This is a genomic window from Mangrovicoccus sp. HB161399 (assembly GCF_013184745.1).
Taxonomy (GTDB): Bacteria; Pseudomonadota; Alphaproteobacteria; order Rhodobacterales; family Rhodobacteraceae; genus Mangrovicoccus.
In genome coordinates this window covers 47,172-54,729 of record NZ_JAATVU010000037.1, presented here as the reverse complement: position 1 = coordinate 54,729, position 7,558 = coordinate 47,172, and the positions used below count along the sequence as shown (strand labels likewise).

Here is a 7,558-nt window from a genome sequence, read left to right as displayed (position 1 = left end):
CACCGGTCCATCTCAGCCCTGCCAAGTTCGCAGGCCGCCCCGCACGCGCCATGGTCAAAACCGCCGCCCGGCAATGCCCACCCGCGGGGGCGCCCTCCAGCAGCGGGACGCAGACCGGCGCCGGCAACAATTGCCCCGGCCATCGGCGCGCGGCACCCGTCGGCCGCCGTGACCAGCGGCTGCAGCAAGGCGAAGTGGAGCGCTCCAAGGCCCCGGGCCGCCATCTTGACCGGCGCGAGATGCAGCAAGCTTCGCAGGGTAGGCAGGGTCCGGGCAGCAGCAAGCGCTTTGCCTCGGAACGGGCGGCGCCGTCTCCGGCGTCCAGGGGAGCAGCATGAGGCAGGCGAGGGTCTCGCGTTCGGGGGTGACACGGGCTGACAGCGCCGAGCCGACCGCGCGGCCGACAAGCCCGGCGAAACCGGTCACGCTGGTCGCGAGGGCCCCATGCCTGTGGTCGGCATCGAAGATCGCGGCGACTCCTGCGCTCTCCCGGTGCTGAAGTCCTGTATCTTGCGCGCAGCACCAATCATTGCGGCCGGGCCTGCACAGCCGAAGTGGATCATCCCGACCGATTTGGGCAGGAGGCGGCGAAAATTGCCGCGGGCTTGGTCGAACTGGGCGACGGCGGCGAGCAGGCTGTCCGCATCGACCGCGAAGACCGCTGTCAGCGCGCCCGGGCGGCGGCCGAAGGCCCGCGGCAATGCTGGCAGAGCGGCGCCGGCGCAGTGGCGATGGCCTTGAAGGCGGTGGCCACGCCGGAAATGGTCATTCTCCGCCGTGCGAAGCGGATTCTGCGCCGGCCGGGCGGCGGAAGACAAGGCAGGCCTTCGTGTGGTCCGGCGTCTCCGGAGATGACCGCAGGAGGCCGTCGGACCGGGAACGCGGCGAGACCGACGGTGCGTCCTGTACACGCGGACACGATGGGCCAAGTGCCGCGCGCTGAGCGGTCGCCGGACCGTCCCTTCCTCGGCCATGGCCGCCTCGGGGCATGCCGAATTGCGCTCCGTCGCTTCCGGAGCCTGCGGGACAAGGGGGCGCGCGGATGGCGGAACCTTCGGCGGCGGCCGGTCCGGGGAAGGCGCGGTCCTGCCGGTTCCCGGGCCATGACTTTCGCTCCGCGGCAGTTGCCGCAAGCCGCGGGAGCGAGCCGTGTCTCCAGCCGGACATGGTCGCCACGCAGCGGCCATCGGGGGGTTCGGCCGGGGCACCCCCCTTCTCCATCGAGGTCGGCCGGGTGGGCGGAGACACGCATCACGCACGAAAGGCGTGCCGGGTCGTCCGCTGCCTTCCGTACAACGTCGCGGACGCCTTGCCGGGCACCGGGACCAGCTGCGGGCTCCGGCACCGCCGGGACCGTGTTCGCACCGGTCCGGACTGTGCAGTGCCGGGGCGCGCTTCCGCGGAGGGCTGCGGGAGCGTTTGGTTTCTCCCGTCCGTGCCGACTCGGGGACATTGCGCAAGCGCTGCCGCCGGAGCCGGTTGCCCCGCGCATCGGCGATGCAGCCGAAGCCAATGCAAGCCGCGCCGCCCGGCCAATCCACGCCGCCCGAATGACGCCGTAGCCTTGTCCGGATCTGGGTCGGTGCGGCTCAGGCGTTTGGGCGATGAGGAGGCCGAACAGAGAGTCTGGTGCAGGTCTGCCCGGCAATCGAAGTGTCGTCGACATCGCTGCAAGTTGCCGCCATCTCGGGCATCTTCAATGTCTTCCTGCCGCTGCCGCTGCCGCTGCCGAAGCAGGCCGGGCCGATGACTTGCGCGGGCCGCCGCCGCAGTTCCTGCCCATGGCGAACGTTATTGCTGCCATCTCGGCCCGACAGGTTGTCCTTGGCATGGCTGCTGCAGAGGCCGGATCGGGAAGCCGGTCCGGGAGATGAGGCGGCGGAGACCAGAAGGGCCAGAGGTGGAGATGCAGGACCGGAGGCCCTGCGCGCAGGCAACGGCCTCGGCGTGACCCGGCACGCTTGTGTCGGCGGGGCGCCTGAGGTTCCCTTTCGGCGTTCGCCGTCTGCGCGGGTGGCGGAGGCCCGGACGGCGCGCTGTCAGGAGGGCGCGAAGCGGTAGGCGTCCCCGTCCTGCACGACCTGGCCGATGCCGCCCCCGGGCAGGTGGAAACCCAGCACCGGCAGGCCGCTGGCCGCCAGATCCGCCATCAGCTTCGCACGCGTCTCCGCCGCCTCCTCCGGCGCCTGGTCTGCGCCAAGCAGCGCCTGCGGCTGGTCGAAGGAGACATGGCCGTTGCCGATGCAGTCGCCGAGCACCATCAGCCCGTCCAGGTCGAAGGACAGGTGGCCCGGCGTATGGCCGTGGGTCGCCACGGCGGAGATGCCCGGCAGGGGGCTGTCGCCCGGGGCCAGCGGCTCCACCAGATCGCCGAGCGCGTCGAGACGGCGTTTCGCGCCCGCGGCAAAGGCGGCGCGGGCCGCGCCGATGCTGTCGGCGGTTGCCGGGTCGCTCCAGTATTGCGCCTCGGTCCCGCCCATCAGGTAGCGCGCCTCCGGGAACGCCGGCTCGTCGAAATCGTCGAGCACGCCCCAGAGATGGTCGGGATGGCCATGGGTGAAGAGCACATGCGTGACGTCCTCCGGGGCCACCCCGGCGGCGGCCAGCGCATCGGCGAGGTCGCCCGCGCTTGGCTGGAAATCGGGGCCGGCCCCGACGTCGAACAGCACCGTGTTGGTGCCGTCGCGCAGCAACGTGACATTGCAGGGCGCGACCAGCGGCCCGGCGGGATCGATGCCATGCGCCGTCAGGATGGCCTTGCGCTCCGCCTCCGGCATGTCGCCGAAGATGAAGGCGGGGGGCAGTTCCAGATGCCCGTCCGACAGCGACAGGACCTTCCGGCCTTGCCCCAGGTCGATCTCGGTCCCCGCCCAGATCCGGCCGGGCAGGGCGAGGGCGGAAGCGGCGGCGAGGAAGCGGCGGCGGGTCAGGATCATGGCAGGCTCCGGGTTCGGGTCTCAGGGCCGGACGATGGTCCAGCCGGCTTCGTCCAATGTGATCAGCTCGACCACGCCGGCCTCGACCCTCCCGGCCATCGGCAGGATCGGGATCTCGGCGCCCTCGATCCGTTCCAGCGTGTCGATCGTGTTCTGGCAGGCGATGAAGGCGACGTTCGGCATCGACTGCTCGAAGGCCTTCAGCCGCTCCAGCACCGGCGAGCGGTCCGCGCGCAGCATGTCGATCCCGGCGCCGAACACGACGACGCGGATTTCGACCTCCTCGGCATTGCCGCTGTAGTAGCGCGAGACGTTGGCGGCGACGTTCAGCACCTCCTGCATCGCCGCCTCGCCGCCGTCGCTGAGCTGCAGCGCCAGGTGGTGCAGCCAGTCATCCTCGGCCGCCGCCGCCGGGGCGGCGAGGGCCAGGGCCAGCGCCGCGGGGCGCGCCCATCCCGTGATCAGTCCCATTCCGGTTCCTCCCGTTTGCCGGGGGCGCCGGAAGCCCCGGGAAAGGACGCGGCGCCCGGGCTCATTCTGCCGGGAAGGTGGACAGGTAGGCAATCACCGCCTCGATGTCGGCGTCCTTCTTCAGCCCGGCAAAGCCCATCTTGGTGCCTTTCACCACGTCCTTCGGCTTGGCAAGGAAGCCCGCCAGCAGGTCGTGGTCCCAGGCGGCGCCGCCGCTGCCGAGCGCCTCCATCCCGGAGGAGTAGCGGAAGCCGTCGACCGAGCCGACGGGACGGCCGAGAATGCCGTTCAGCTCGGGGCCGGTGGCGTTCTTCGCGCCCTCGCCGACCTTGTGGCAGGCCTGGCACTTCTTGAAGACCTTGCCGCCGGCCTCGACCAGCGCCGGATCGGCAGCCTCCGCCGCGGCCAGAGTGACGGTTTCGGCCGGGGCCTCGGGCTCGGAGGTCTCCATCGCCGGGGCCGCCGTTCCCGCCGCGGCGAGATGCAGGTCCGGCAGGGTGCCCGCCGGGCGGCCGTCCGGACCCACCGGCGTCACGTTCAGCTTGACCGCGCGCTTGGTGATCTCGGTGCCAGCCGCGCAGGCGCTCATGCAGGGATCGCCGGTGAATTCCGGATATTCCGTCTCGGGCCGGTCGTCGGGATAGAAACCGCCGGCATTCGGCATGGCGATCTCGGCGAAGTTCTCCTTCGAGAGCACGAAGTCGTCTTCCACCATCCCGTTGGAATAGAGCAGGAAGGCGGTGATCGCATAGACATCGTCCGGCGTCAGGGTCTGCGCCATGCCGAAGGGCATGGAGCGGTGGACATAGTCCCAGACGGTGGAAAGATGCGGCCAGTAGCTGCCGATCGTCTTGACGGGCCGCCGGTCCTGCAGGCTGCCCGCGCCGCCCGCCAGCACCGGCCAGTTGTCCAGGCCTTCGGCGAAATCGCCGTGGCACATGGCGCAGTTCTCGGCGAAGACCTCGTCGCCGGTCCAGACATCGCCCGACCCCTCGGGCAGACCGGTGCCGTCAGGCAGCACGGTCATGTCCCAGGCGGCGATCTCCTCGGGCAGGGCCGGGCGGCCGAGGCCCAGCGGTTCGGCGGCGGCCGGACCGGCCAGCAGAAGGACGGCGAGGCCCGCTTCAACCCACTTCGACATTCTCGACCTCCCCGCTCGCGCGCACCCACCAGGTCTGGATGCCGTTGTTGTGGTAGACATTGTTCAGTCCGCGGATGGCGCGCAGCGCGTCCTTGGTCGGCTGGACATAGCCGGTCTCATCCATCGCGCGGGACTGCAGGATCATCTCGGAGCCGTCCCACTGGATCGGCAGGCGGAACCGGGTCAGCGCCTTCGGCTGGGGGTCGCCCTCGATCTCGGCCTCCTGCCAGCTCTTGCCGCCGTCGAGCGAGACGTCGACGCGGCGGATACGGCCGTGGCCGGACCAGGCGAGGCCCGTGATCACCAGGGGTCCCGGGCCGTGATAGATCGGCGCCTGCGGCGAGGGGGACGTGATCACGGATTTCGCGTCCATCACCCAGGTCCATTTGCGCGCCCGCCCGTCGGGCATCAGGTCGGTGTATTTCGAGGTCTCCTCGCGGCTCTCCACCGCCTGGTCGTAGACCGAGATGCGGCGCAGCCACTTGACCCAGAGATTGCCTTCCCAGCCCGGCACGACAGCGCGGACCGGATAGCCGTGCTCCTTCCGCAGGGCCTCGCCATTGGCGTAGAAGGCGATCAGCACGTCCTCCATCGCCTTCTCAAGCGGGATCGAGCGGCCGTTCGACGAGGCGTCGGCGCCCTCGAAGTAGATCCACTTGCCCTCGGGCCGAACCCCGGCCTCTTCCAGCAGCGCCGAGAGCGGCACGCCGACATATTCCATGTTGTGGATCATGCCCTGGGTGAACTGGCAGCCCTCCAGCTGCGCGCCGCCCCATTCCATGCCGCCATTGGCGGCGCATTCCAGGAAGGCGACGCGGCTCTGGCGCGGGAAGCGGGTCAGGTCCTCGTAGGTGAAGACCAGCGGCCGGTCGACCAGTCCGGTGATCATCAGCCGGTAGTCGGTCTTCGAAAGCTCGATGGCGCCGGAATGGTGCCGTTCGAAGGCGCAGCCCGCCGGGGTGATGGTGCCTTCCAGCGCGTGGATCGGGGTGAAGTTGATCGAGGAGACCGGGCTTTCGGTCAGCCATTCGACATTCCGGCGGACCACCTGGCTCTCGAAATGGATCGGCATGCCATAGGGCGAGGCGTCCACCGGATCGCCGAATTCGCTGGCCCAGGGCTGGACCTCGGTGATCAGCGGGTCGGGGCCCGCTGCGCGGGCGGCCCCGGCGGCCAGCGCCGCGCTGCTGGCGGCGGCGGCGCCCAGAAAGGCGCGGCGGGCGGGGTCGTGGGTCTTGTCGTCTCTGCTTTTCATCTGAACTCCTCCGCTCAGGCGCCGGTCACGGTGACGGTGTCCGAGAGGTCCCGCTTCACGGTGCCAAGCTTCCTGATGTGGTCTGCGACCACGTCCCAGATCTGCGGGCCTTCGGTGCCCTGGTTCACGCTGGCCCAGCCGCCGACCGTATAGGTCTTGGCCGCGTCCAGCGCCTCGCCGGTATCGGTCAGGGCCAGCTGGCTGATCCGGCTGCCGATCGGCGCCGAGATGTCGATGGCGTAGGAGATGCCGCCCACGCGCACCATGTCGCCGCCCTGCTGGTAATAGGGGTCGGTGTTGAAGATGTTGTCGGCCACGTCTTCCATGATCAGCTTCAGCTGCTCGCCGGTCATCTCGGTGCGGTAGCATTCGCCATAGGTCATCGAGGTGGCGTTCAAGAGGTCCTCGAAGGTGATCGGATCGCCGGGCAGCAGCGTCGGTCCCCAGCGCACGCCGGGGGAAAGCGCGATCTGCACGTCGCGTTCCGACCGCACCGCGTCGCAGATCACGTCGTCCCAGGTGCCGTTGAAGTTGCCGCGGCGGTAGAGCACGCTTTCGGCGGTGCCCAGCACCTCGGAGAGTTCGCCGGTATAGGGCGCCCGCTGCGCGTCGACGAGTGCAGCCATCTCGGCATCCGGCGCGATCGCGTCGGAGAAGATCGGGATCAGCTTGTGGCGGTAGCCCATCATCCGCCCGTCGCGGACGTCGAGATCGACGCGAGAGACGAACTTGCCGTTCGAGCCGCTGGCGATGATGATCGTCTCGCCGACCAGCACGGGCTCGGGGATGGCGTCATGGGTGTGGCCCGAGAGGATCACGTCGATGCCCGAGACCTGCGCCGCCATCTTGTGGTCGACGTCGAAGCCGTTGTGGCTGAGGCAGACGACCAGCCCGGCGCCCGCGGCACGGGCCTCGTCGACCACCTCCTGCATGCGCTCCTGGCGGATGCCGAAGGAGTATTCCGGGAACATCCAGCCGGGATTGGCGATCGGCATGTAGGGGAAGGCCTGGCCGATCACCGCGATCTTGGCGCCGCCGCGCTCGAACATCGTCCAGGCGTCGAAGGCGGGCTCGTCCCATTCGACGTCGAAGATGTTCGCGCCGAGGAAGGGGAAAGGCAGGGCGCCGACGATCTCGTTCACGCGCTCCGAGCCGTAGGTCCATTCCCAGTGGCTGGTCATCGCCTCGACGCCGAGCAGGTTCATCGCCTCGACCATGTCCTGGCCCTTCGTCTGCAGCGAGGTCCAGCTGCCGTGCCAGGTGTCGCCGCCGTCGAGCAGGATCGACTCGGGCCGCGCCGCGCGGATCGCCTTGACCACGGTGGCCACCCGGTCGAGCCCGCCCATCTTGCCGTAGCCGCGGGCCAGCGCCGCGAAATCGTCGGAACTCATCGCATAGGCGCCGGCCGATCCCGGCGCGATGCCGAAATGCGACAGGAATTCCTTGCCGGTCAGGTGCGGCGGGCGGCCCCTGGCCTCGCCGACGCCGAGATTGACGGAAGGCTCGCGGAACCAGACGGGTTTCATCTGGGCATGGATGTCGGTGACGTGGATCAGCGTGACATTGCCGAAATCGTCGAATTGCAGCAGCTGGTCCTGGCTCAGCGCCTGCTGGGCGGCGAGGCGGCCCCAGCTCCCGTAGCCGGACGCGCCGAGAAGGGCGGAGGCGGCAAAGCCCGCCTGGATGAACTCGCGGCGCGAGATCATGGCAAATACTCCGTGTGAGGGGGAGGGAGAGGCACCGGCGCAGGGCCGG

At 69.8% G+C, this 7,558-nt stretch carries 6 protein-coding genes; all 6 read right to left on the bottom strand.

Going from position 1 to position 7,558, the window contains the following annotated elements; genetic code table 11:
* Positions 1–422: 422 nt before the first annotated feature.
* The 6 genes from HCC78_RS19410 to soxB all read right to left on the bottom strand — a co-directional run bounded on the left by HCC78_RS19410 (position 423) and on the right by soxB (position 7,509).
* Entirely contained in the window at positions 423–818 is a 396-nt protein-coding gene (locus HCC78_RS19410) for a hypothetical protein (protein WP_172330446.1), read from the bottom strand.
* A gap of 1,221 nt (positions 819–2,039) precedes the next feature.
* Positions 2,040–2,936, bottom strand: coding sequence for an MBL fold metallo-hydrolase (locus HCC78_RS19405; protein WP_172330445.1), 897 nt, complete (start codon positions 2,934–2,936; stop codon positions 2,040–2,042).
* A 21-nt stretch (positions 2,937–2,957) separates the two neighbouring features.
* The gene (locus HCC78_RS19400) at positions 2,958–3,407 is read right to left on the bottom strand and encodes a hypothetical protein (RefSeq protein WP_172330444.1); all 450 of its coding nucleotides are present in this window, start codon (positions 3,405–3,407) and stop codon (positions 2,958–2,960) included.
* Between the two features lie 61 nt (positions 3,408–3,468).
* Positions 3,469–4,548, bottom strand: a complete 1,080-nt coding sequence (locus tag HCC78_RS19395; protein ID WP_172330443.1) for a c-type cytochrome — start codon at positions 4,546–4,548, stop codon at positions 3,469–3,471.
* On the bottom strand, positions 4,532–5,803 hold the full coding sequence (soxC, locus tag HCC78_RS19390) for a sulfite dehydrogenase (RefSeq protein ID WP_172330442.1): 1,272 nt from the start codon (positions 5,801–5,803) through the stop codon (positions 4,532–4,534). Before soxC ends, HCC78_RS19395 begins: the two co-directional genes overlap by 17 nt.
* Before the next feature lie 14 nt (positions 5,804–5,817).
* A complete protein-coding gene (soxB, locus tag HCC78_RS19385) occupies positions 5,818–7,509 on the bottom strand; it encodes a thiosulfohydrolase SoxB (RefSeq protein ID WP_172330441.1) in 1,692 nt (563 codons plus the stop codon).
* Between the last annotated feature and the right edge of the window lie 49 nt (positions 7,510–7,558).

Bases quoted from the DNA above. Each gene is read 5' to 3' on its own strand.
- HCC78_RS19405 (WP_172330445.1), bottom strand. From the start codon at position 2,936: ATGATCCTGACCCGCCGCCGCTTCCTCGCCGCCGCTTCCGCCCTCGCC.
- HCC78_RS19400 (WP_172330444.1), bottom strand. From the start codon at position 3,407: ATGGGACTGATCACGGGATGGGCGCGCCCCGCGGCGCTGGCCCTGGCC.
- HCC78_RS19395 (WP_172330443.1), bottom strand. From the start codon at position 4,548: ATGTCGAAGTGGGTTGAAGCGGGCCTCGCCGTCCTTCTGCTGGCCGGT.
- soxC (WP_172330442.1), bottom strand. From the start codon at position 5,803: ATGAAAAGCAGAGACGACAAGACCCACGACCCCGCCCGCCGCGCCTTT.
- soxB (WP_172330441.1), bottom strand. From the start codon at position 7,509: ATGATCTCGCGCCGCGAGTTCATCCAGGCGGGCTTTGCCGCCTCCGCC.